Genomic DNA, 22,782 nt, shown 5'->3' with positions numbered 1-22,782 from the left:
CGACCCGAGGGGCGACCGGCCCTGGCCGCCGCGGCCCGCTCCTTGCCCTGGGCCGCACGCTGCGTCGCGCCCCTGGCTGCACCCGGCGCCGGGCGGCGACGCGGCGCCGTACCCGTGGGCGCCCCCGTGCCGGCACGAGGGCGTGGGGCTCCCGGGCCGGTGCCTCGGGTCTGCGTCACTGGGTACCTCGTGTCTGGGTCGGGTGGTGCTGCGTGCTGTCGTGCGTCAGGGCTTGGGCGTGGCGGCGTCCGCCGGCGTCCCGGCCGACGGCTGGGCCGCCCCGGCCCCCGACGTCGTTGCCGGGGTGGTCGTGGTCGTGCTGGTGGTGGCCTTGGTGCGGGCGTCGACGCTGGTCACCGTGGTGACGACCGAGCCGTCGGGCTTGGTGACCTTCTCGGTGGTGGTCGTCACGTCCCCCTTGGTGGTGACCGACGCCTTCGGCGCGGTGTCCTTGGCCTTCGCAGCCTTCGAGGACGAGGCCTGCGGAGCGGTCACCACGGTAAAGCCGGGCTGCTTCTTCGCCGGGCTCGCCACGCCGAGGACCTTGCCGTCGGACAGCCGCAGGAACGCCGCCGAGTCGGCCGGCACCATCCCCATCTTGGCGGCGCGGGCAGCGAGGTTGGCCGGGCTGCGCTGGGCGTCGATGGCCTGGGTCAGGGCCTGCTGGGTGTCGGTGAGCTCGCCCGAGGTGGCCTGGAGCCGGTGGAGCGTGAACGAGCCCTCCGCCATCGCGGTGTTCAGCATGAGCAGGCCGACGAGCCCCGCCACGAGCATGGTCATGCACAGGGCGGCGAACAGGCCGTTGCCCGGCTGGCCGAGAGCGGCCGGCACGACGCGCAGGGGCTGGGGCGGTGCCTGCCGCCGGAGGGGGGCCCGAGATGCGACCCTCGCCGTCGCAGTCTGCTGGCTCATCGGTGCTGTCCCTTCGTTGCTGTGGAAAGTCGGGTGCGCTCGGCGGCGCGCAGGCGCACCGAGGCAGATCGGGGGTTGGCGGACTGCTCCTGCGCGGAGGCCTCCTCGGCCCCGCGGGTGAGCAGGCGCAGGTACGGCGCGTGCTCGGGCAGCTCCACGGGCAGGCCCTCGGGGCTGCTGCCCTTGGCGCCCTGGGCGAAGACGCGCTTGGTGATGCGGTCCTCGAGCGAGTGGTAGGACAGGACGGCGACGCGGCCACCGACGCCGAGCGCGTCGATGACGCGCGGCAGCGCCTGCGCCCAGACGGACAGCTCGGAGTTGACCTCGATGCGCAGCGCCTGGAACGTCCGCTTGCCGGGGTGGCCGCCGCTCTTCTGCGAGGCGGCCGGGACGACCTTCTTGAGCAGCTCCACGAGCCGGGCCGAGGTGGTGAACGGCTCGCTCTCCCGCTCGCGCACGACGGCAGCGGCGATCTTGCGGGCGAACCGCTCCTCGCCGTACTCGCGCAGGATCGTCTCGAGCTCGGCCGCACCGTAGGTGTTGAGCACGTCGGCGGCCGTGACCCCGGTGGTCTGGTCCATGCGCATGTCCAGCGGTGCGTCCTGGCTGTAGGAGAAGCCGCGGTCGGCCTCGTCGAGCTGCAGGGAGGAGACGCCGAGGTCGTAGAGGCTGGCGTCGACGTGGTCGACACCGGCCTCGGCGAGCGCCCGGGGCACCTCGTCGTAGACGGCGTGGACGAAGGTGGTGCGGGCCGCGTACGGGGCGAGCCGCTCGGCCGCGAGCGCGAGGGCCTCCTGGTCGCGGTCGATGCCGACGACGCGCGCCTGCGGGCAGGCCTCGAGGACGGCCTCGGCGTGGCCGCCCATGCCGAGCGTGCCGTCGAGGTAGACCGCGCCGGGCTCGGTGAGGGCGGGCGCCAGCAGCTCGACGATGCGGTCGCGGAGCACGGGAACGTGCCGGTCGGCGGCCATTCCTCGTGAGTTCATCGACGTACTCCTGTGGTGCTCGGTGCTGGGTGGTGCGAAGTAGTGGTGCGGGTGCTTCGAGTGCTGCTGTGCGGTGGTGCTGCGCTGCGGGGTGCTACGGGGTCGTGCGGTCCGGGTGACCCTGCGGTCAGGTCCCCATCCGCTCCTGGTGTGCGGCCCGGGACGGGGGAAGTCGTCCCGGGAAGCGAAGCGGCTGGAGACCTGGCCACAGGGGCGTCTCCGGTCCGGTGGTTCAGAGCAGTCCGGGGATGACCTCCTCGGACTGGTCGGCGAAGCCCTGCTCGGTGCTCTCGAGGTAGGCGTTCCAGGCGTCGGTGTCCCAGACCTCGACGCGCGAGCCGGCGCCGATGACGGTGCAGTCGCGGGTCAGCCCGGCGTAGGCGCGCAGGTTGGCCGGGATGGTCACGCGGCCCTGCTTGTCGGGGACCTCGTCGGAGGCGCCGGAGAGGAAGACACGGGTGAAGTCGCGGACGGCCTTGCTCGTCGTGGGCGCCGACTGCATCTGCTCGGTCACGCGGACGAACTCCTGCATCGGGAAGACGTAGAGGCAGCGCTCCTGGCCACGGGTGACCACCAGGCCGCCGGCCATGCGCTCGCGGAACTTGGCGGGGAGGAACAGGCGGCCCTTGTCGTCGAGTCGGGGGCTGTGCGTCCCGAGGAACACGGTGCCCACCTCCCCTGCCGCCGGTGCTCGGGCCCCACGGCCCTCTGGATTCCACCACTTTACTCCACCACGACCCCCACAGGCACCCCATTCCGGCGTTTGAGGTCATCTGTTTGGCTGTTTTTGCAGGTCACAGTGGTGGTGCAAAGTGGTGGATCGCTGAGCTCGGTCGGCGCCTCGACGGCCGACGACCCGGTCGCGCCCACCGCGCGGGCGCTCCCACCACGCTCGCGGGCACCTCTGGAGGGGCTCGGCCGTTGCCCGGAGCAGCGATCCCAGGTCACGAGACGGCATACCTGCTGTCCCGGTGGGGCGTTGTGGGGAAAGATCAGGAACATCCGCGGGGGCGCAGCGAGGCACCCCCGACGATGGGACCCGCCGCAGGGGACCCGACGAAGGGACAGCCGGTGCAAGGTAGGTACGAGGACCAGACCAACGGCCCGGTGGGCGCAGCGAGCACGGCGCCGGGCGCACCGGCCGGACCCGAGAGCCTGCTCTCGCTCCCTGCCGGCTCCCCCGCCTCGCTGAGCCAGGTGACCGAGGTCGCCGGACGCCTCGCCCGGGCCATGAACTCGGTGATCGAGGGCAAGCCCGACGTGGTGCACACCGCCATCACCGTGCTGCTCGCCGAGGGCCACCTGCTGCTCGAGGACGTCCCCGGCGTGGGCAAGACGATGCTCGCCAAGACCCTGGCCAGGTCGATCGACTGCTCGGTCCGCCGGGTCCAGTTCACCCCCGACCTGCTGCCCAGCGACATCACCGGTGTCAGCGTCTTCAACCAGGACGTGCGCGACTTCGAGTTCCGCCCGGGCGCGATCTTCGCCAACGTGGTGGTCGGCGACGAGATCAACCGCGCCTCGCCCAAGACGCAGTCCGCGCTGCTGGAGTCGATGGAGGAGGGCCAGGTCACGGTCGACGGACAGACCTACGACCTGCCCAAGCCGTTCATCGTCATGGCGACCCAGAACCCCATCGAGATGGAGGGCACCTACCCGCTGCCCGAGGCCCAGCGCGACCGGTTCATGGCCCGCATCTCCCTCGGTTACCCCTCCTCGCGCGCCGAGGTCGCCATGCTCGACACGCACGGACAGGTGTCGCCGCTGGAGACCCTGACCGCCGTCACCGACGCGGCGACCGTCTCGGCCATGGTGCGCGCGGTGCGTTCGGTGTTCACCAGCGACGCCATCAAGCAGTACGTCGTCGACCTCTCGGCGGCCACCCGGTCCAGCTCCGCACTGCGGCTCGGGGCGTCACCGCGCGCGACCCTCCACATGCTGCGGGCGTCCCGGGCCCACGCAGCGCTCGAGGGCCGCGACCACGTGCTGCCCGACGACGTCCAGGCCATCGTCGTCAACGTCCTCGCCCACCGCGTCATCCCCACCGGGGAGACCCAGCTCGCCCGGCGCAGCACCGCCGAGGTCCTGCAGGACCTCATGCGGCGGGTGCCGGTCCCGGCCGCCGGGCGCTGAGGCGCCGTGCGCAGGCTCCGCGACCTCCTCACCACCCGCGGCCGGGCGTTCGTCGCCGCCGGGACCACCCTGGTGCTGTGCGGTGTCGGGCTGGGGTTCACCGACCTCACCCGCATCGGCGTCCTCCTGGTGGCCCTCCCCCTGCTCAGCGGCCTGCTCATGCGACGGCACGACCTGCGGTTCGCCCTCGAGCGCACTGCCGTGCCCGGCCGCATCCAGGTCGACGAGCAGTCGGTGGTCACGCTGGCCATCGAGAACGCCGGCGGCGCGGCGAGCCCGCTGCTCATGGCCGAGGAGCAGCTCGACTACGCACTCGGTGACCGTCCCCGGTTCGTCGTGCCCCGGCTGCGGCGCGGCGAGCGGCAGGAGGTCCACTACACGGTGCGCTCCCACGTGCGTGGCCGCCACCGCCTCGGCCCCCTCGGGGTGCGCCTGCGTGACCCGTTCGGGCTGAGCACCCGGGTCGCGGCCATCTCAGGGTCCAGCGACATCCTCGTGCTCCCCCGCATCCTGCCGCTGGGCGGCGGGCAGCCGCCGGGCAGCGGCGTCGGCGCCGAGGGGGTCATCCCGCACATGGTCGCCCTGCACGGCGAGGACGACGTCTCCATCCGGTCCTACCGCGACGGCGACGACCTGCGCCGGATCCACTGGCCCGCCACGGCGAAGACCGGTGAGCTCATGGTCCGCCAGGAGGACCGCCCCGCCCGCCGCCGTGCAGCGATCGTCCTGGACTCCCGGGCGCGCGGCCACCACGGCTCGGGGAGCTCCGGCTCGTTCGAGTGGGCCGTGACCGCGTGCGCCTCGGTGGGGGTGCACCTGCTCGACCAGGGGTATGCCGTGCACCTGGTCACCGACGAGACCGCGGAGGACAGCCGCGCCTCCGCCTCGATCGAGGTCGACCCGCTGCTCGACGTGCTCGCCATGGCCGAGCCCGGCTCCGACGACCAGTTCGCCGACGTCCTGCAGGCCGCCCACCCCGTCACGGCCTCGGGCGGCCTGGTCCTGGCCGTCGTCACCGAGCTCGACGAGGAGCTGGCCCGCCGGGTCGCGTCACTGCGCCAGCCCGGGGGCACCGCGCTCGCGGTCGTGCTCGACCCGGACGGGTTCGGCGCCGCCCGCCGACGGCGCACCGGCGCGCCGTCGGAGATGGCCTGCGTACCGGTCCTGCGCGGAGCCGGGTGGAGCGTGGCCGTCGTCGGGTCGGGTGACGAGCTCGCCTCCGTGTGGGGCGTCCTGTCCGGTGGCACCGCCCGGGTGGGTGTGGCATGAGCCGCGGTCGCGTCCCCGAGTCGCTGCTCGCCGGCGCCGCGTCGGCCGTGGTCGCCTGGCCGCTGTCGACCCTGTTCACCCCGAACACCTGGATCCGGCCGACGCTGGCCGTCATCGCCGTCGTCGTCGTGGTCGGCATCCTCGTGCGCATGGCCACCACCTCGTGGGTGCTCGTCATGCTCGGCCAGCTCGCCGGGGTGGTCCTCGTCTCCGGCTGGCTCTACGGCCGCGGCCACCTGTGGCACGGCCTGCCCACCCTCGACATGGTGCTGACGTTCAACCGGCTGCTGGTCGACGCACGGCTGACCGTCCAGAACTACGCGGCACCGGCGCCCACCAACCGCGGGATCATCCTCGGCATCGGGCTGGCCATCGCCATCGCCGCGATCATCGTCGACCACCTCGCCGTGATGCGCCGCTCCCCGGCCATGGCGGGACTGCCGCTGCTCACCGCGTTCCTCATCTCCGCCTCCAACTCCGGTGACGCCCTCAACCCCATGTACTTCGTGGCGGCCGGCGGCGTGTGGCTGCTCATGCTCGGACGCCAGGGCATCTCCTCGCTGCGCCGCTGGAGCACCACGGTCCCCCTGAGCACCAGCGGCCGCCGCTCGTCCGAGGACCGTGACGGCGCCTACGGGTATGCCGCGGTGGGCCGCACGCTCGCGGTCGCCGGCCTGGTCACGGCGGTGGCGCTGCCCATCGTCATCCCCCACCTGCCGACCCGCTACCTCATCGACGGGCTCGGCCGCTCGGCCGACGCCACCGGGTTCAGCGACGGGCAGATCGGCCTCAAGTCGACCCTCGACCTCACCCGCAGCCTCAACAACCCGTCCAAGGCACCGGTGCTCACCTACACGACGAACGCGCCGGTGCTCACGCCGCTGCGGGTCGGGGTGCTGGAGAGCTACGCCAACGACCAGTGGCGGCCGGACAACCCCGACGTGAGGTACAGCAAGCGGCCCCAGGTCGACCTGCCGCGCGAGCTCGACGACAGCATCCCCCGCGAGACCTACCGGCTGTCCGTGGACGAGTCGCGGATCGAGGCGCCACAGATCGCCGCCCCCACCCCGCTCGTCTCCGGCGACCTCGACGGCGTGGCCTGGGGCCTGGACCGCCAGACGTCGGTGGCCTCGGTCAACCGGTCGGCGCGGTCCTACAGCTTCAACTACCTCGCGCTCAACCCGCCGTCCGGCGCGCTGGACCAGCCGGTCGAGCAGGCCACGGGCGCCCTGCTCCCCCCTGAGCTGCAGGTCGACCCCGCCTCCGAGCCGTTGGTGCGCCAGCTCGTCGCCGAGGTCGTCCCTGAGGGCGCCAGCCGCATCGAGGCCGCCAGGGCCATCCAGAACTACCTGCGGCAGACCGGCGGCTTCTCCTACTCGCTGCAGCTCCCCGAGACGGTGACCAACGACTTCGGGCAGTCCGAGCGGCCCGACGCCATCTCGCTGTTCCTGCGGTCCAAGGTCGGCTACTGCGTCCAGTTCGCGACGGCCATGGTGATGATGGCGCGCGAGAGCGGCATCCCCGCCCGCATGGCCATCGGCTTCCTGCCCGGCAGCGCCGACCGCGGCACCTACACCGTGCACGCCTCCGACGCGCACGCGTGGCCCGAGCTCTACTTCGACGGGGTCGGGTGGCTGCGCTTCGAGCCCACGCCGTCCGGGGCGCAGAACACGGTGGCGCCGCCCTACTCCCTCGCCCCGACGACGCCCGACTCCTCCGACCCGTCCACGAGCGCTCCCTCCGCGACCGCGCGCCCGACCAACACCCGGCCCGACGGCGCCAACGACCCGGGCGCCAACGACCCGACGACCACGTCCGGCACCTCGGCGGGCGACTCGTCGTTCCTCGGCCCCCAGGCCCGTACCGCGCTGCTCTGGGTGCTCATCGGCCTCGTCGCCGGCGTGCTGGGTTCGCTGGCCGTGCCGCTGGCGGCCAGGACCCGGTTGCGCCGCCGGCTGCGCGACGCCCCGGACGAGGCGACCCGCGTGGAGGTGGAGTGGCAGTCGATGGTCGAACGGCTCGGCGACCTCGGTGTCATCCCACCCCGCGGCAGCACGCCCCGCCAGGCCGGCCGCTTCTTCCAGCGCGAGGCCTACCTCGAGGGCGAGGAGTCCCAGGCCTTGATCCGGGTCGTCGACGGCGTGGAGCGGTCGCGCTACGCACCCCCCGGCACCACGGTGACCGACGTCCGGCCGGACACCCACCGCGTGGTCAGGGCGGTCGCCGGCGTGCGTCGCCGCAAGGACCGGCTCAGGGCTGCGTGGTGGCCCAGCGAGGGCCTGCTCGAGTGGCGTGAGCGGCGTGAGCAGCTCGTGCGCACCGTACGGGGCCCGTGGGACCGCTGGCAGGAGCGCCGCGCCGACAAGGGATGACCGCGGGCACCCGGACCTGACCGTCCTCTGGACGCGGCTACGTCACGCGGACCCCGGCGCCTACGTCTTTCGGCGGTAGGTCTGGCTGTCCTCGGGGGCGAGGCTGGACGGGCCATGCGACTTCCCACCTTCCTCGTCATCGCCGCGGCCACGGCTGTGGTGGCGGCCTGCGGCGCGTCCGGTCCGGACGAGCCGCAGGGCTCCCCGCAGCCCGTGCACCCGCTGGGGACGTCGGTCGACGACGGCCGGGCGGCGTTCGACGACCTCAGCTCGGGCGCGCTGAGCACCGAGGGACGCAGCGTCAACGTGTCCGTGGCCGGCCAGATCGCCCACCCGCCGGCGCTCGGCGCCACCCTCGGCGCACCGGGGCCGGGGCCGGTCCAGGTCGCCCTCGTCGACGCGTACCTCGGTGCCGTCCGTGGCGCACCGCCGGCGTGCCGGCTGCGTGCCGAGGTCCTGGCGGCCATCGCCCAGGTCGAGTCCGGGTCCGCGGGTGGGCAGTCCCTGAGCGGCCACCGCGTCGTCCCGGGCGTGTACGGGCCGCTGCTGTCGGGTGGGCGGCTCGCCCGGGTGCCTGACACCGACGGTGGGCTCCTCGACGGCAACACGCAGTGGGACCGCGCCGTGGGGCCGATGCAGTTCGTCCCCAGCGCCTGGGCCGACTTCGGGACCGACGGCGACGGCGACGGCAAGGCCGACCCGCAGAACGTCTACGACTCGGTCGTGTCGGCCTCGCTCTACCTCTGTGCCGGTGGGCGCGACCTGGCACAGCCGACCGAGCTCGCCGCCGCGATCGTGTCCTACAACCACTCCGGGCCCTACCTGCTGGCGGTGCTCGACTGGATCGACTACTTCGACAAGCACGGCCTGGTCGCCATCGGCCCGGTCTCGGCCCCCGTCCTCAGCCACGGCCCTACGGCCCCGACGAAGTCCGAGCCGGCGACGGTGACCCCGGAGGTCGTCACGCGGGCCGTCGCCAAGGCCGCGACCCTCCCGGTGGCCCCGCCACCACCGCCGCCGGCGATCCTGCCGGGGACGAGGACGCCTGCTCCGCGCCCGAGCACCAGCAGGCCGCCCGGGCCGACGACCAGCCCCTCGACGTCCCCCCAGCCGACCACCACGACACCGGACCCGACCACCACGACGCCCGATCCCACGACGACCACACCTGACCCGACCACGACCACTCCGGACCCCACGACGACCACGCCGGACCCGACCACCACTACTCCGGACCCCACGACCACGACGCCCGATCCCACGACCACGACGCCCGATCCGACCACCACCACACCGGATCCCACGACGACGACGCCGGACCCGACGACGACCACGCCGGATCCCACGACGACGACACCGGACCCGACCACCACGACGTCGGACCCGACCACCACCACACCTGACCCGACCACCACGACGTCGGATCCCACGACGACCACGCCAGACCCCACGACCACGACGTGACGACCACCAGCTCGTCGACCGGGGTCGAGCCCCGCTGAGTCCGGGTCATCGCAGTGCGGGTGCCACCGCCTCAGCCGGTGGACGGCGCCCCGTCGGTCAGGGCGCGGACCCGGTGCTGCAGCAGGGTGAGCCGCGGCCCCACGCGCGCGAGCCGCACCTTGGTCCACGCGTGCAGCAGCCCGGTGAGCAGGTCACAGGTCTCCCAGAGCAGGACCCGCTCCCGCGACACCCCCGACTCGGCTGCGTAGCCACCCACGAAGTCCTCGCACAGGCTGTCGACGAGGGCGAGGTGCGACCGCAGCACCGGACCCGACAGCCGCTGACCCGTGAACGCCATCGAGCTGATCCCGATGTCCCTCAGCTTGGCGGTGAACCGGCCGAGGTCGAGGGCGGGTTCGGCCATCGCGGCGCCGTCGAAGTCGATGAACCCCACCGAGCCCTCGTGCAAGAGCACCTGCGCCGGCCTGAAGTCGTGGTGGGACGGCACCACGGCCGGGCCGGGCTGCGGGTCACCGGCGAGCTGCTCCACGCGCGACAGCAGCGGCTCGGCCGCACCGCCGAGCCCGGGCACCGTGACGGACAGCCTGCCCACCACCTCCCGGATCTCCGCGACCTCGTCGGCCAGCGTGGCCGTGCGCCCGTACTCCGCGCCGGACCGGTGCAGGGCGGCCAGGCCGCGCCCGGTCGCGGCGAGCGCCACGCGCAGGCTCGCCAGCGTGTCCTGGTCCCCGCCGGCGAAGGCGCGGCGGGCCAGCTCCTTGAGGGTGAGGTCCTCGGGCACCGGACCCTGCACGAGGATCCGCTCCTCGGGCAGGAACGCCAGCGGCTCGGCCATCTCGACGACTCCCCTCCACGCCTCCTGCCGCGCCCACAGCGCGGTCATGGCCGCCCAGGCGGTCTGTCCCTTGTCGCCCTGGTGGGTCTTGAGGACCACCGTGGTCGGGGGCGCCGAGGCCACGGTGTCCGCGTACGTCACACCGACGACCACGGTGCAGCGGCTGCCGGGCTTGTACCGCACCACCACGGGGTCGCACGAGGCGATGACGGCGTCCGGGTGGCCGGCCCGGCGCAGGACGAGTTGGAGCAGACGAGTGGTGTCCGGCGCGTGGGTGAGCACGGGCAGCGCGGGCAGCGCGGGGTCGCCGGCCTCGCTGCGCAGCCGCAGTCGCAGGTCGGGCAACCAGCACGACCACTCCCCGGCCGCGCCGTCAGGGTCGCCGTCGGTGTGCCTGTCACGGTCGACGTCGGTGTGCGTGTGACGGTCACCGTCAGAGACGAAGGCACCGTCGCCGACTTCCGGCCCGGTGGGCTGGTGCGGCGGCGGGACGAGCTCACCGACGAGCACGACGTCCCGCTCGGCCTCCCCCGCCCGGACCGTCACCCGGTACCGCGCGACCCAGGTGCCGTCCTTGGCGCGCAACCGCTCCGGGCGACACGCGGTCACCCACGCGAGCACCACGCCGTGGTCGGCGCGCAGCACCGGGGCGTGGTGCTGCAGGCTCGCGGCCACGCGCTCGCCGTCCATCGCGGCAGCCAGCCAGTCGGGCAGCGTGGAGAACGCCTCCAGTGGTGCGACGACGCGCTCGCGGTCGGGGACGACGGTCACAGGTCCGCCCTCCCACCAGGGCTCGACTCGAGCAGCGACAGGGCCAGCGCGAGGCGGTGCTCCTTGAGCTGACGGCAGGCATTGAGGGCGCTGCGTGTCAGCGAAGCGCTGCGGTAGAAGGCGATTCGCTCCGACGCCGCGGCAGCCGTCGCGGTCCGGCGGTCCACGGCACCGTACGCGTCGAGGAAGGAACGAACCAGGTCGCGCACCAGCGCACGGCCGGCCTGACCGCCGTACCGTGACGCGAGGAGCTCGAGGTGCGCGGTGAACCGACCCAGGTCCAGCGCAGCGTCGGCCCAGCACACCGTGTCCAGGTCGACCAGGGCGGCGGCGCCTCCGTCGAGCAGCACCTGCGCGGGGGTGAAGTCACCGTGCGACAGCACCACGGCAGGGGACTCCGGTGGTTCCACCAGCAGTGCCGCGCTGCTCGCCAGGACCCGGTGCGCGGTCCCGGGCCAGCAGCCGGCCACGAGCTCGAGGTCGCGGCGCAGCACCTCCTGCTCGGCGCGGGCCGTGTGCACGGGCGCGGTGGCGACGTCACTGCCGTGCAGCACCGCGAGGGCCTCCCCCGCAGCCCGTACCGCTGTGCGCAGCGCCTCGGTGTCCCGCCAGTGGTCGGCCGTCAGGGGGGTGGACAGGACCGAGGCGAGCAGAGCCGGGATGGCGGGCTCACCCCCGAGCGCCTGCGTGACCAGCAGCCTCAGCCGGGGCGCGTACAGGGTCGGCCGGGGGAAGCGTCCGTCCCGGCCCGCCGGGCTCTCGCCGAGCGCTCGCAGGAGGCCCTCGACCGCCTCGCCGCGGCGCGGGTCCGGGTAGACCTTGCCGTAGAGGGTCCGGCCCGTGCCGTCCACGACCTCCCTGCGGTCCGCGGCGTCCGTGCAGTCCCGGCCGTTCGTGCCGCCCGGGATGCCGTAGCGCAGGACGCACGGTCCGGTGCGGGGGTGGTGCACCACCTCGACGCTCGGCGCCGCCTCACCGGGGTGGCTCCCCGCGAGCGTGGCGACCGTCCGCGGGCTCATCGCCTGCCGGAGCGTTGGCAGGTCGGGGTCGCTGGGGAAGCCGTGCAGCGTGAGCGCCGCCTCGGGGAGCACCGCTGCAGGGACGGACCACGGGGAGTCCGCGGCACGTCGCCCCAGCAGGGGACGCACCTGCCCGTCGAGGTAGGCCCGCGACGCCGCCGCGTCGTCGTGCACGCGGGCGAGGAGCACGTGGTCGGACACCACGCCGGCGGCGTCGGCGACCCGGACGGCGTACCTCAGGGAGCAGCTGCCGTCCTCGCGCAGCCAGAACGACCCGGCGGAGACGCTGCACGTGCGGTGGGTGCTGCCGACCAGCGACTCGCCGACCCGCTGCGCCACCAGGTCCTCGTCGAGCGCGAGGTGCAGCCCCGGCAGCCGAGACGCGAGCTCCTCCCCCAGCTCGCTGTTGGCAGGGCCAGGGGGCAGCGCAGGACGACGGGCGGGAGGGCGGACCGAGGTCGTCGTCGCCGGTGCCCCCGCGGCGCCCGACTCCACCAGCCGGCCGTCGGACACGACCAGGACGCGGTCGGCGCACCTGACCAGGTCGGGGTCGTGGGAGATCACGATGGTGGTCGTGCCCCGAATGAGGTGGCGCAGGGCGTCGATGACGGTCTGCGCGGACTCCGTGTCGAGCCCGGTGGTCGGCTCGTCGAGGATGAGGATCGGGGCCCGTCGCATGAAGGCCCTGGCGATGGCGATGCGCTGGCGCTGCCCGCCGGACAGGGTCGAGCCCCGCTCGCCCAGCGCCGTCTCGTAGCCGTCCGGCAGCGCCATGATGAAGTCGTGGGCGTTGGCCATGCGCGCGGCTGCCTCGACGTCCTCCCGGCTGGGTGAGTCCACGCCGTACCCGATGTTCTCCGCCACGGTCCCGCTGAGCAGGATCGTGTCCTGGAGCACGAGGCTCACCTGCTGGCGCAGGGAGGCGAGGGTGAGGCTGCGCACGTCGAGCCCGTCGACGAGCACGGCCCCGGAGTCGGGGTCGTAGAGGCGCGGCACGAGCTGGGCGATGGTGCTCTTGCCGGCCCCGCTGGAGCCGACCAGGGCGACCACCTCGCCCGGCTCGACGTCGACGTCCACGTCGCGCAGGACCGGGGGTCGCGCGGTGGCGGCCGACCCGTCGGAGTGCTCCGCGGGGTACGTGAAGCTGACGTGCCGCAGGCTCAGCCTGCCCTGCAGCGGCGGCGCGGCGACGGCGTCCGGCCGGTCGGTGACGGTGACCTCGCGGTCGAGCAGGTCGTCGACGCGTTCCACGCTGGCGAAGACGTTGCCGATCTTGTACCACTCGCTGACGATCTTGCGGGCGGGCTTGAACATGTTCTGCAGCAACAGGATGAAGAGCACCAGCGTGCCGATCGTGATGAGGCCGTTGTCCACCAGCCACAGGCCCATCCAGATGACGCTGACGATCGCGACGGCCTCGATGAGTGCGATGACGAAGCTGAACTCCGCCTGGATGTTCGCTGCCCTGAGCGAGGCGAACATGCTCTGCCCGGTCTGCGCGGAGAACGTGTCGAGGTCGACGGTGCCGCGGCCGTGGCTCTGCACGAGGCGGATGGACGACAGCATCTCCTGGGCGGTCGACGCGAGGTCGCCCTCGCGGTCGCGCTGGGTCCGGGCGGCGGACTTGATCCGCCGCGAGTAGTGGTTGGACGCGAGGACGAGGAACGGGACGACGACCAGGGCGACCAGCGCGACGCTCCACGACTGCAGGAGCAGGAACACGAAGCTCCCGACCAGGACCATGAGGCTGCCGAGGATGTTGCTCAGGGACTTCACGACGAAGTCCTCGATGACGAGGACGTCGCCGGTCACGCGGGTGATGACGTCGCCGGTGCGCCGCTTGTCGTGGTAGCCGAGGGGCAGCCGCTGCAGGTGCGCGTACATCGTCACGCGCAGGCTGTAGCCCAGCGAACGGCCGCCGCGGGCCATGCAGATCTCGGTGAAGGAGTCGGCGGCGCTGTTGACGGCCGCGATGAGGATGACGGCGGAGGTCAGCAGGAAGATGGTGTCGTTGCGGACCGACCCCAGCACCGCCTGTGCCCCCAGGTAGTGCAGCTCCGGGCGCGCGCCCTGGAGGAAGTCGATGAGGTAGGCGATGGGGTACGGCTCGACGACGGCGGTGCCGGCCTCGAGGGCGAGCAGCACGAAGCCGAGCACGTAGACCCGGCGGCTGCCACTGAAGCGCCGGAAGAGCCGCACCGTGCGCCGGAGGTCGCTGGCCTGCGAGCGTTGCCTGCGCGCCGCCGTGGGGTTCGCGCCGGCTCCCCTGTCGACGGCCCTCACGGCCGTTCCCCGTCCAGGGCTCGCAGGCAACGCTGGGCCTCGTCGACCAGGAGCGCGGGGAACGGCGACCGGGGAGACCGGGCAAAGGCCCGCAGCGCCTTGCGCTCGAGGGCGACCGCGACGTGCCACCGGATCCGGGGCAGCTGGTCCACGGGACCGCCGGCCCGCAGGTAGCCCTCGAGCAACGCCCTCGAGAGGGCCTCCATCTCCTCGTCCTGGGGCGGACGACCCGCCAGGCGTGACCTGACCGCCTGCTGCCGGAGCGACGCGATGAAGGTGCCGGCGTCCACCGCCTGGTCGGCGGTCCCGAGGTGGTCGAGGTCGAGGAGGACCACACGGTCGCCCCGGAGCAGGAGCTGGCCGGGCTTGAAGTCACCGTGGACCGGACCCGTACGCGGTGGAGCCAGTGTGCGGAGCACCTCGACGAGCCGGTCGGCCAGCGCGCCCATCGACTCCCCCAGCTGCGGCCGCACCGCGGCGACCCGCTCCGACCGCTGCGCGAAGCGCAGGAGCTCCGCCTCGACGGGCCGCTGCCGGCCCGTGGGCAGGGACAGGTCGTGCAGCTCGGCGAGGGCGGCCCCGGCGCGCGCGGCCCCCGTGACGGTCGTCGCGGTGACGGGGTGCCGGCTTCCCAGCAGGTCGTCGAGGGCGAGCCCCCTCACCGCCTCCTGGAACACCACGCCGAGGCAGGGTGCTGACCCGACGGGCGGGGCGAACGCCAGGAGTCCTGCGCCGCGGCCGCCCCGGCACGACGCCTGGCTGGCAGCCGTGACCTGCACCGCCTCCGTCGCCACGGCCGTCGCCTTGGCGTCGTCGTGGTACGCCTTGGCGACGAGCGGGCCGTCGAGGCCGGGGTGGCGAAGACGCGCCGTCAGCCGCTTCCCCGGGCGGTAGCGCAGGATGTCGATGGCCAGCCGCTCCGGATGGCCCAGCCGGGGCCGGCCGGTCCCGCCGAGCACCGAGGCGAGCTCCGGGCCGAGGTGGCGGGGGTCGGTGACGCGGGGAAGGGACGGCAGGTCCGGGTCGAGGGGGAAGGGCGAGAGGCTGACGCCGGGCTCGACGACGAGCCCGGCCGACGGCGTGGCAGCACCCACGCCGAGCAGGTCGCCACGGACCAGCCGCCCACCGCACTCGTACAGGACGACCGCTCGCACCCCGGGCTCGAGCTTGGCGTCGAGGACGTGGCACGGACCACCGAGGCCGACCGTCGCCAGCCGTGGGCCCATGGTCGTGGCGGACAGCGCCTCCGAGAACCGGTCGAGCAGTGGGCGTTCGAGAGCCGACCGGTCGGGGACTGGCCCGTCGAGGGTGGCGAACCGGTCAAGGGTGGCAGCCCGGTCCTGGCGTGGCCGGCCAAGGTCCGTGGCGCTCATGGACCCGCCTCCCCCTGCCACCCGACGTCCCCGGCGAAGACCTCGCGCAGCCGGAGGGCCGCCTCATCCACGTCGTACGACTCCTCGACGGTGATCCGTGCAGCGCACCCCAGCCGGGCACGGAGCGAAGGTTCCACCACCAGTCGTTCGAGCGAGTCAGCCACTCCCGCAACATCTTTCGCCCCGACGAGCAGGCCGTTGGCGCCGTCCGTCACCAGCTCGGGGATCCCGCCCACGGCAGTGGTGACGACGGGCAGCCCGCAGGCCATCGCCTCCACGAGGACGTTGGGTATGCCGTCCCGGTCGCCGTCGTCGGTCACCCGCGGGGTGAGGACGAACGCGTCCGCGGCTGCCAGCGCGGCGGCCACCTCGTCGCTGGTGCGCGCACCCATCAGGGTGACGACGCCGGCCAGCCCGAGTGACTCCCGCAGCTCCAGGAGCCGTGCACGCAGCGGCCCGTCGCCATAAAGGCGCAGGCACAGGCGCACCCCTCGGTGACCGAGCAGGGCGATCGCCCGCAGCAGGTCCTCGAACCCCTTCTTCTCCACCAGCCGTCCGACGGACACGACGGTCGGCACCTCGGGTGCGGGGGGTCGCGGCGGGCCTGCCCTGAACCGGTCGAGCTCCACGCCGTGGTGCACCACCAGCAGCGGTGGCAGGTCCGACGCCGCGACCGAGTGCCGGATGTGGCGAGCGTTCGCCTCGCAGCAGGTCACCACGGCACGGGCCGCCCGGGCGCGGGTGGCCAGGCTGCTCGGCGGGATCTGGTAGAGGTCCCTGGCGTGCGCGGTGAAGGTGAACCCGAGGCCGGTGAGGCGGGCGACCAGCAGCCCGACGAGCGCGGGGTCGTGGGCGAAGTGCGCGTGCACGTGCGACGCCCGTCCTTGGGGGCCCTGGGCCCGCACGACGTGGGCGGCGACCTCGCTCGCGTGGGCGAAGCACGCGAGCGTTGAGCAGTCGCCGTACCCCGCGGCGAGCCCCGGGTGACGAAGCGCGAACCACGCGGTGCCGAGGTACGTGCGCGGGTGACGCCTCAACAGCGACAACGCATCTCGCGCGTTGGCAGCTGCGTGGCGTCGGCCCGTGCCGCGCAGGTGGACGACGTCCGCGCGCACCTTCGCGACCTCCGGCTGCACCAGCGACTCCCCCGAGCGCGCCAGGCTGTAGACGCTGAGGCCCACCCCCAGCCGCTCCAGGGCCAGGACCTCGTTGACCACGAAGGTCTGCGAGAGCCTCGGCCAGCTGCGCACGATGTAGATCACTCGCCCAGCCATGCCAGCCCCCGCGTCACGGCCCGGGCCGCGCCGGCTCGACGCTCGTCCTCAGTGGCACCGCGGCACGGCCCGCTGCCGAGCGCCCACTGCCGTGCGATCTTCAACCAGGCGTACGCCGCGTAGCCGGCCAGCGACTCACCCGGGGACCAGCCGGAGGCCTGCGCGTACTCCGCGACGAAGGCCTGTGGCAGCCGCACGTCACGACGGTCCGGCCCGAAGGCCTCGAGGTAGGCGCAGAAGTGCGCGACGTCCATGGCCGGGTCGCCCTGGCGCGCCTCGTCGAGGTCGATGACCGTGGTGGTGGCGTCCTCGACGAGGACGTGCCCGGGGTGGAAGTCCTTGTGCAGCGGGGCATCCGGACCGGTGGTGGGCGCCACTTCCGACCACCCCCTGGCGACACGGGCCGCCGCCTCGGCCAGCGGTGGGTACGCCGCTCCGACGACGTCCGACCACACACGGCTGTTCGCCCGCTCCCGGGACAGCGACCAGCCCCGGGGCAGCACCACGTCGCAGGTGTGCAGGCGGGCGAGCCAGAGCGCGGCGCCGCGCAGGCCGCGCAGCACCTCCGCCCGGTCCCGCAGCCGGTCCAGGGGTGTGCCCGGTGCCGCCCGGTACACCACGAGCCCCCGCTCGGGCACCAGGCCGAGTGGCTCCGGCACCCTGAGGCCGTCAGTGGCGAAGGGCCCTTGGGACAGGATGCTCAGGTGCTCGTGGAGCAGCCGCGCCCGGTGGGGTTCGGCGAACGCCTTGGCCACGACCGTGGTGGGCCGCGACCGCTCGAGCCCACGGACGGTGTAGCGGGCGACGGCACGACGACCGGCCACGACGGACAGCTGCTCGGCGGACTCGACCGACAGCCGCGCACCGGCGGAGGAGCCACGGCGCAGGACGACCTCCTCCAGCAGACGGGCCATCCCAGGTGCGTCGAGGAGGTCGGTGGCACCGAGGAGACCTCCAGCGCCGCGGACACCATCGGCACCGCGGACACCGTCGGCGCCGGGGGCACCATCGGCGCCGGGGGCACCATCGGCGGGCGCAGGTCCGGAGGGGACACGTCGCAGGCCCTCGGCCGCCTCGACCAGCCCGGCGGTCGACGGCCACCACGAGGTCTCGAGCCGGCGGAACCGGCGGGCTGCGCACTGGAGCAGCGCGAGGGCACACCACCAGCGCAGGGACTCGGGGTCGACCGGGCCTGCCGCGTCCTCGTACCCCGCCAGGAAGGAGGCGCTCGCCTCGACCAGGGCCGGACGGCGTCCAGGGCCATGCAGGCCCGCCCACGTGAGGTGCGCCAGCATGGTGCCGAGGTCCCGTGCAGGGTCGCAGCAGCAGGCCCCCTCCACGTCCAGGAGGGTGAGGCGGCCGTCGTCGCCGACGACGACCTGTCCCGCGCGGAAGGCGCCGTGGGCCAGTCTCCTCACGGGGCTCGAGGGGAGGTGGTGGCGCAGCCCCTGCACGACGACGTCGCACCGCTCGGCGAGGCCGGGAGCCGCGCAGCGCATGGCCGTCAGCTCCTCCTCCACCAGCCCGAGCCGGTCGGTCGGCGTCGCGCTCGGGGCCATGGGGTGGCCCTGGCGGTGGAACCGGGCCAGCAGCACGCCGAGCTCGCGGCCCAGGGCTGCCGCCACGGCGGCGTCGAGGTCCGGGTCACCCAGCACCGCCGAGGCCGACCTGCCGGGGGCTGCGGTCACCAGGACCGCCCCGAGGTCGGACCACACCCCCATCACGTGGGGCACCGCCCCCGCCAGCTCCCGTGCCCGCGAGACGGTGACCGTCGTCCTGGCCGCCCTCGAGAAGTCCCGGGACGAGAACACCTTGGCGTACACGCGTACCGGACCGCTCCGCGTCTCGGCGCCGTAGCGCAGCACGCACCGAGAGCCGGCCCGGTAGCGCACCGGGTCGACCGACCAGGTCGCCGGACCCAGGACGTCCGCCAGCCGCTCGGCAACCACCGACGGGTCGCTCGCTCCGGCCAGCCCCGGCATCGACGGGTCCTCACGGAAGTCCCGCTCGGACCAGCCCTCGGTGGAGACGGTCACGTCCCTGTAGGTGTACGTGCCCTGCGACTCCTGTGCCCGGTAGGCGAGCCGAGCGCCCACACCGGGGGTCCAAGAGGCGTCGTCGAGCTCGCCGCGGGCCCGGGCGACGTGGTCCAGCGCCGTCTCCAGGTGCCGGAGAGCGGGGTCGAGGCCCACCAGCCGGCGCACGGGGAGGTCGCCCACGGTCACGACGGAGGTCACCACGGCACCGTCCCGGCCGAGGCCGCGGCAGAGGCCACCTGGGCCTCCACCCGCGCGGACCAGTCGCGCTCGTGCAGCACGCACCGGCGAGCCGCGAACCTCAGCTGGTAGAGCGGGACCAGGGCGGCTGCGCGCGACCAGCGGTCCTCGGCGCCCGGCCCGTAGCCGTCGCGGAAGGCGGTGAGCAGGCCCGCCGCGCCGCCCAACCGGCCCGGGCACCACCAGTGCAGGTCGGCGACGAGCTTCGCCAGGTCGGCTGCCGGGTCGCCGAGTCCGGCACGGTCCAGGTCGAGGACGCGCAGGACGTCGCCGGTGAGGACGTTGTCCGCCTTGAGGTCGCCGTGCACCAGGGTCGGGGTGCCCGGTGGTGCGCTCGTGAGGGCGGTGGCGACGGCCGACAGCAGCGCGTCCACGAGCTGCCCGACCGCGGGGAGCAGCACGCTGACGTGCTGGGCCGCGCGCCGGGTCGCAGCGACCTCGGCGGCGACGTCCGGTGAGGACAGGAGGGCGCCGCATGCCTGGAGGTGCTCGGCCGTCGCCGTGTCGTCGTGCAGCAGCCGTAGCGCCTGCCCCAGCAGGGAGACCTGCGCGGTGCTCTCCGGACTGCGCCGCGCCAGGCCCCGCGACAGGAGCGAGCCGGGCGCCAGCGCCCACAGCGAAGCGGCGTCCGAGGGGACCCAGCCGAGAGGCACCGCGGCGCCGACGCGCGGGCACCTGAACCGCAGCAGCGCCCCCGCTGCGCGTGCCACCACCACGGCGCGCTCGCCGGAGTGGTCCCGGTCGGTCTTGACGACGACCCCGGGCCTGCCGCCGACGGAGGTCAGGCCCAGGACGTGCCGCTCCCCCGGGCGGTAGCGGATGGTGTGGAGGCGCAGCCCGTCCCTGCGCGGTTCGTGGAGGGGTCCGCCCACCTCGGCGACCGCGCGGGCCAGGTGGTCGGCGTCCGCCAGCCTCGCCAGCTGCGGCATGGCGGGGTCGGCCGGGGACACGAGCACGGAGACCGGGGGCCCGTCATGTCCGTCGGCCGTCGTGGGGCGCCACGTCGCCGCCACGTGGATCGGCCCCCGGTCCGTGCCGAGGAGGTAGTAGGCGCTCAGCCTGCGTCCCGGCTTGAACGTGCTGCGCAGCACCTCGAGCCTCCCGGACGGACGACCGGGCGTCACGTCCCCCAGGGCGTCGGCGAACCCGTGCCGCCAGGGGTCCAGGACCAGGCGCCGTACCGGCTCCTCACCTCGCGCGCCCGACAGCACCTCGTCCAGGTGGGACGGCGCTGGTTGGGTTGGGTGTACGGCCAGCACGGCTAGGCCTCGCTCGCGAGGGGTACGGGTGCGGGGAGCGCCTCCTCGGGGCCCGCCTGCACCTCCTCGGCGGGGGTCGCCGTCGTGGCCCGGCCCGCGAGGATGTGCGCGACGGCTCGCTCCCTGCCCCCCAGGTCCGGGGGGCACACGCCCCCGGGCGCGGGGGCGGCCAGGGCGCGTTCCATCGCCTCGGCGAGCCGGCGGGGCTCGAGGTGCTCGGGCTCCAGCCAGTGGACCCACCCCCGCTCGGCGAACGCCTTGGCGCGAAGCCGCTGCTCCGCGCTCGGACCCGACCTCGGGACGAGCAGCGCCTTCGCGCGCAGGCTCAGGATCTCGGCGGAGGTGTTGTACCCCGCCATCGCCACGACCAGGTCCGCCGCACCGAGGTAGTCGAGGGAGTTCCCCACGCTCGCGCGCAGCACCACCGGCAGGCCCGCCGCCAGTGCCTTCAGCCGGTTGCGCTGCGCCGCCCGCAGGAAGGGTCCCGTGATGACCACCACCACGCACTCGCGCCCGGCGTCGAGGCGCGGCAGGGCTCGCAGGACCGTCTCGAAGAGCGGGTAGCCGTCCGCCCCGCCGCCCGCCATCGCCACGACGAGCGCTGCACCCGGGCGGTCGCGGAGCAGCCGGTTGCGCACGGTCCGGCCGACTGCCCTCGGCGCAGGCGCGCAGACGTAGCCGCAGTAGCGCAGTCGCGGCTCCAGCTCCGCCGGCCAGTCGTACTGCGCCGCGACGTCGAAGACGTCGTTCGACCCGTACACCAGCACGTCGTCGTAGAAGCGCTCCACGGCGTCGAAGGCGCCCTCCAGGTGCCACCGCTGCCGGGTGGTGGCCGGCGCGTCGAGGATGTCCCGCAGGCCCAGGACCGTCCGCACGTCTCGACGCTCGACCGCCTCGAGGGCCGGCACCAGCTCTCCCATGGCGCCGTGGGGCATGTGGTCGACGAGCAGGACGTCGGGCGAGAAGCCGATGGCCGTGCTCTTGATGACCTCCTTGCGCAGGGCCAGCACCTCGGCGAACGACATCGTCAGCGACACGGGCCGCCAGCTCCCGGGCCCCACCTTCACGACCGACGGCAGCTTCAGGTGCTCGTGGCCGGCCCCGGTGACGAAGAAGTGCCCCAGTGGGGAGTCACAGATGGTGAGGACGCTCGCGTCGGGTTCGGCGGCGAGGAACTGCCGGGCCAGGAGCGTGGTCCGGCGCTGGTGACCGAGGCCGAGCCCGTCCTGGGAGTAGATCAGCAGCCTGGGCCCGTCGTCGTGTCCCATGGTCAGGCACTGACGCTGGGGCGCAGCCCGGAGGTGGACGCCGTGGGTTGCTGTCGGAGGGCGAGGTGCCACTGGAGCTGTCGGCGCAGGCCCGTGGGCAGGTCGGTGGTCGCGCCCCAGCCCAGGAGGGAACGCGTGGTGGCGGTGTCGCCCATGGTGCGTGGGACGTCACCGCGCCGCTCCTCACGGTGGTGCAGGGACGCGCCCGCGACACCGAGCAGCTCGTGGAGGCACTCGATGAGGCCGGCCACCGTGACCGGGTTGCCGTTGGCCACGTCCAGGACGGTGGCCGGCGGCAGGTCCGCCGTCAGCGCTCGCACCGTCGCGGCCACGATGTCCCCGACGTAGGTGAAGTCCCGCGCCTGGCTGCCGTCGCCGAAGACGGTGAGCGGCACGCCGTCGAGCAGCGCCTCGATGAACCGGTGGGCTGCCATGTCGGGCCGTTGGCGGGGGCCGTAGACCGAGAAGTACCGCAGCGACACCGTGGGCACCCCGTACGCCACCGCGTACGCACCGACGAGCGCCTCGGCGGCCAGCTTGCTCACGCCGTACGGGCTGAAGGGCCGGGGCTCGGACCGGCCCTGCGGGGCACCGGCATCGGCCCCGTACACCGAGGAGCTGGAGGCGTAGACGAAGCGCCGCACCGGGTGGCCGCACGCCACCTCCAGGAGCCGCTGTGTGGCCAGGAGGTTGCGGTCGACGTACCGGGCGAAGGACGGCCCCCAGGACGCGGACACCCCCGGTTCGCCGGCCAGGTGGACGATCGCGCCCACTCCCTCGAGCGCCGGCGCCAGGTCGGCGGTGAGCAGGTCCTCCTCGACGAGGTCGAACCCGGGGCAGGCCAGCAGGGGGACCAGGTTGAGGCGCTTGCGCGCCGGGTCGTAGAAGTCGGTGAGGGCGTCCAGGCCGCGGACCCGGTACCCCCGCCTGAGGAGCGCCTCGCAGAGGTGGCTCCCGATGAAGCCGGCCGCGCCGGTCACCAGGATGGCTTCGTCGTCACCGCGTCCCATGATGGTCCCCCTTCACCCCCGCCTGGGTGGGGCGGGCGATGAACCACTCGCTGTGCCTTCCAGATTCGCACCGGCGCGGCGCCTGAACTTCCGCCCAAAGTCGTAAAAAGCGGGAGTCCTCCCCTACGTCAGGCGGACGACCTCGCACCTCCCCGCCCCGCCTCCGGACCCCACCCACCCGGAGCGCACGAAGGGGCACCTCCGGGCCGGGAGGTGCCCCTTCGTCGTACGGGGGTGGTGCAGGGTATGGCTCGGTGCTCCAGCCGCGCGTTCAGTGG

Annotated in this window: 15 protein-coding genes; 4 read left to right on the top strand and 11 right to left on the bottom strand. The window is 74.0% G+C overall.

Features of this window, described 5'->3' with window-relative positions; genetic code table 11:
* Nucleotides 1-225: 225 nt before the first annotated feature.
* The 3 genes from ASG70_RS11005 to mraZ all read right to left on the bottom strand — a co-directional run bounded on the left by ASG70_RS11005 (nucleotide 226) and on the right by mraZ (nucleotide 2,562).
* Complete coding sequence (locus ASG70_RS11005; protein WP_082590499.1) at nucleotides 226-912, bottom strand: hypothetical protein; 687 nt, start codon at nucleotides 910-912, stop codon at nucleotides 226-228.
* The gene (gene rsmH / locus ASG70_RS11000) at nucleotides 909-1,898 is read right to left on the bottom strand and encodes a 16S rRNA (cytosine(1402)-N(4))-methyltransferase RsmH (protein ID WP_056883821.1); all 990 of its coding nucleotides are present in this window, start codon (nucleotides 1,896-1,898) and stop codon (nucleotides 909-911) included. The genes ASG70_RS11005 and rsmH overlap by 4 nt, the downstream gene beginning before the upstream one ends.
* 232 nt (nucleotides 1,899-2,130) lie before the next feature.
* Entirely contained in the window at nucleotides 2,131-2,562 is a 432-nt protein-coding gene (gene mraZ / locus ASG70_RS10995) for a division/cell wall cluster transcriptional repressor MraZ (protein WP_056884158.1), read from the bottom strand.
* 407 nt (nucleotides 2,563-2,969) lie between these two features.
* Here mraZ and ASG70_RS10990 point away from each other — a divergent pair, with 407 nt between their 5' ends.
* From ASG70_RS10990 to ASG70_RS10975, 4 genes are all read left to right on the top strand, one after another.
* Entirely contained in the window at nucleotides 2,970-4,031 is a 1,062-nt protein-coding gene (locus ASG70_RS10990) for an AAA family ATPase (RefSeq protein ID WP_369818898.1), read from the top strand.
* Nucleotides 4,032-4,037: 6 nt separating this feature from the next.
* Nucleotides 4,038-5,300: a DUF58 domain-containing protein gene (locus ASG70_RS10985; protein ID WP_056883820.1), complete on the top strand. Its 1,263-nt coding sequence runs from the start codon at nucleotides 4,038-4,040 to the stop codon at nucleotides 5,298-5,300.
* Complete coding sequence (locus ASG70_RS10980; protein ID WP_056883819.1) at nucleotides 5,297-7,672, top strand: DUF3488 and transglutaminase-like domain-containing protein; 2,376 nt, start codon at nucleotides 5,297-5,299, stop codon at nucleotides 7,670-7,672. The genes ASG70_RS10985 and ASG70_RS10980 overlap by 4 nt, the downstream gene beginning before the upstream one ends.
* A 114-nt stretch (nucleotides 7,673-7,786) precedes the next feature.
* Nucleotides 7,787-9,136, top strand: coding sequence for a lytic murein transglycosylase (locus ASG70_RS10975; RefSeq protein ID WP_056883818.1), 1,350 nt, complete (start codon nucleotides 7,787-7,789; stop codon nucleotides 9,134-9,136).
* 70 nt (nucleotides 9,137-9,206) lie between these two features.
* Here ASG70_RS10975 and ASG70_RS10970 read toward each other — a convergent pair whose 3' ends face one another.
* Genes ASG70_RS10970 through ASG70_RS10935 form a run of 8 tightly spaced genes read right to left on the bottom strand, consistent with a single transcriptional unit; the run spans nucleotide 9,207 to nucleotide 22,504 of the window.
* Nucleotides 9,207-10,742 (bottom strand): phosphotransferase family protein, encoded by a 1,536-nt coding sequence (locus ASG70_RS10970; protein ID WP_056883817.1) that lies wholly within the window; start codon nucleotides 10,740-10,742, stop codon nucleotides 9,207-9,209.
* On the bottom strand, nucleotides 10,739-14,044 hold the full coding sequence (locus tag ASG70_RS10965) for an ABC transporter transmembrane domain-containing protein (protein WP_056883816.1): 3,306 nt from the start codon (nucleotides 14,042-14,044) through the stop codon (nucleotides 10,739-10,741). Before ASG70_RS10965 ends, ASG70_RS10970 begins: the two co-directional genes overlap by 4 nt.
* The gene (locus ASG70_RS19520) at nucleotides 14,041-15,417 is read right to left on the bottom strand and encodes a phosphotransferase family protein (RefSeq protein ID WP_056883815.1); all 1,377 of its coding nucleotides are present in this window, start codon (nucleotides 15,415-15,417) and stop codon (nucleotides 14,041-14,043) included. The genes ASG70_RS10965 and ASG70_RS19520 overlap by 4 nt, the downstream gene beginning before the upstream one ends.
* The gene (locus ASG70_RS10955; protein ID WP_156399939.1) at nucleotides 15,414-16,691 is read right to left on the bottom strand and encodes a glycosyltransferase; all 1,278 of its coding nucleotides are present in this window, start codon (nucleotides 16,689-16,691) and stop codon (nucleotides 15,414-15,416) included. Before ASG70_RS10955 ends, ASG70_RS19520 begins: the two co-directional genes overlap by 4 nt.
* On the bottom strand, nucleotides 16,676-18,928 hold the full coding sequence (locus ASG70_RS10950) for a phosphotransferase (RefSeq protein ID WP_162253905.1): 2,253 nt from the start codon (nucleotides 18,926-18,928) through the stop codon (nucleotides 16,676-16,678). Before ASG70_RS10950 ends, ASG70_RS10955 begins: the two co-directional genes overlap by 16 nt.
* Nucleotides 18,925-20,226, bottom strand: a complete 1,302-nt coding sequence (locus ASG70_RS19515) for a phosphotransferase family protein (protein ID WP_162253904.1) — start codon at nucleotides 20,224-20,226, stop codon at nucleotides 18,925-18,927. Before ASG70_RS19515 ends, ASG70_RS10950 begins: the two co-directional genes overlap by 4 nt.
* A 2-nt stretch (nucleotides 20,227-20,228) precedes the next feature.
* Nucleotides 20,229-21,494: a glycosyltransferase family protein gene (locus ASG70_RS10940; protein ID WP_056883811.1), complete on the bottom strand. Its 1,266-nt coding sequence runs from the start codon at nucleotides 21,492-21,494 to the stop codon at nucleotides 20,229-20,231.
* A gap of 2 nt (nucleotides 21,495-21,496) precedes the next feature.
* Nucleotides 21,497-22,504 carry an NAD-dependent epimerase/dehydratase family protein gene (locus tag ASG70_RS10935; protein ID WP_082590492.1) on the bottom strand — a complete coding sequence of 336 codons (1,008 nt, stop codon included), beginning with the start codon at nucleotides 22,502-22,504 and terminating at the stop codon, nucleotides 21,497-21,499.
* Nucleotides 22,505-22,782 lie beyond the last annotated feature (278 nt).

Origin of the sequence: Phycicoccus sp. Soil748, from assembly GCF_001428025.1 — a bacterium.
GTDB lineage: Bacteria > Actinomycetota > Actinomycetes > Actinomycetales > Dermatophilaceae > Pedococcus.
This window is presented reverse-complemented; position numbering and strand designations above follow the sequence as displayed.